This window comes from Melissospora conviva, from assembly GCF_049523535.1.
In the GTDB taxonomy this organism is placed as follows: domain Bacteria; phylum Actinomycetota; class Actinomycetes; order Mycobacteriales; family Micromonosporaceae; genus Melissospora; species Melissospora conviva.
In genome coordinates this window covers 1-1,329 of the sequence record NZ_JBLLDT010000017.1, presented here as the reverse complement: position 1 = coordinate 1,329, position 1,329 = coordinate 1, and the positions used below count along the sequence as shown (strand labels likewise).

At 67.0% G+C, this 1,329-nt stretch carries 2 protein-coding genes; both read right to left on the bottom strand.

Features of this window, described 5'->3' with window-relative positions; all coding sequences use genetic code 11:
* Nucleotides 1–30 precede the first annotated feature (30 nt).
* Nucleotides 31–957, bottom strand: a complete 927-nt coding sequence (locus tag ACK8GG_RS21255) for an IS3 family transposase (RefSeq protein ID WP_440357096.1) — start codon at nucleotides 955–957, stop codon at nucleotides 31–33.
* Nucleotides 954–1,265 (bottom strand): transposase, encoded by a 312-nt coding sequence (locus tag ACK8GG_RS21250; RefSeq protein WP_007071078.1) that lies wholly within the window; start codon nucleotides 1,263–1,265, stop codon nucleotides 954–956. Before ACK8GG_RS21250 ends, ACK8GG_RS21255 begins: the two co-directional genes overlap by 4 nt.
* Nucleotides 1,266–1,329: the final 64 nt, after the last annotated feature.

Here is a 1,329-nt window from a genome sequence, read left to right as displayed (position 1 = left end):
TGAGGTTCCCCCGGTTTGCCGGAGGGTTGGTTACCTGGCGCCGGTGGGCTCAGGCTGAACGATAGCCGTCTGGTCCTGCTGTGCCTGGTGGGTGTGCCAGGCGGTTTCGTACTCGTCTGGGGATTGCCAGCCGAGGTCTTTCTGGATGCGGCGGGTGTTGTACCAGCCGTCGATGTAGGTGAAGATCGCGTTCTCGGCCTCGTCGCGGGTGCGCCACGAGTTGCGGTAGACCAGTTCGATCTTCAGCGTCGACCAGAAGTTCTCCATCAGAGCGTTGTCGAACGAGTCGCCGACCGACCCCATCGACGGCAGGATCCCGTTGTCGGCCAGGCGTTGGGCGAAGCGGAACGACGTGTAGTTCGATCCGCGGTCTGAGTGGTGGATCAGTTGGCCGTCGCGGACGTCGCGCGACCAGATGCCGTATTCGAGGGCGCCGAGGATCAGGTCGGTGTCGCAGCGGTCGGAGCAGCGCCAGCCCACGATGCGGTTGGAGAACACGTCCCGCACCGCTGCCAGCCAGAACACGCCCTCACCGCAGGGGATGCGGGTGGCGTCGGCGACCCACAACCGGTTCGGCGCCGCCGCGGTGAACCGCCGGTTGACCAGGTCCGGAGCGGGTGTCGCCTTCGGGTTCGACCGGGTCGACGGGATGCGCCACTTCTTGCGCAGGAACGCCCCTTGCAGGCCGGCGGTCCGCATCAACCGCTCGACCCGCTTGCGGCCCACGTGCCGGCCCTGGCGGCGCAGCATCGCATGTACCCGGGGACTGCCGTAGGTGCCACCGGACACGTCGTGGATCTCCGCGATCTCCACCGCCAGCTCGGCGTCCTCGCGTCGGCGAGTGGACGGGTTGGCGGCTTGGGCGAGCCAGCCGTAGTAGGTGGAGACAGCCACGCCGATGACCCGGAGGACGGGCTCGACCCCGAAGCGATCGCGCAGCTCGTCGACGAGCGTCACGACCGTCGCCGGGTCGGGTCGAGTTCCGAGGCGAAAAAAGCCGACGCGGCCTTCAAAATCTCATTCGCCCGCTTCAACTCGGCGTTCTCCCGCCGCAGCCGGCGCAACTCCTCCACCTCCGAGGTCGTCGGCCGATCGCCCCGCAGGCCACGGTCGGCTTCGTCCTGGCGGATCCAGTTGCGCAACGCTTCGTGATGCACCCCAAGCTGGCGGGCCAACTGGCGGATCACGGGCTTCGGGTCCGACTCCCGATACAAGCGCACCGCACGTTCACGCAGCTCATCGGGGTACTTCTTCGGTGCTGCCACGAATGACTCCCTTCAGCTCCATCAGAGCATGATCGAAAGCCTCCGAGCTACCGGGGGAACCTCA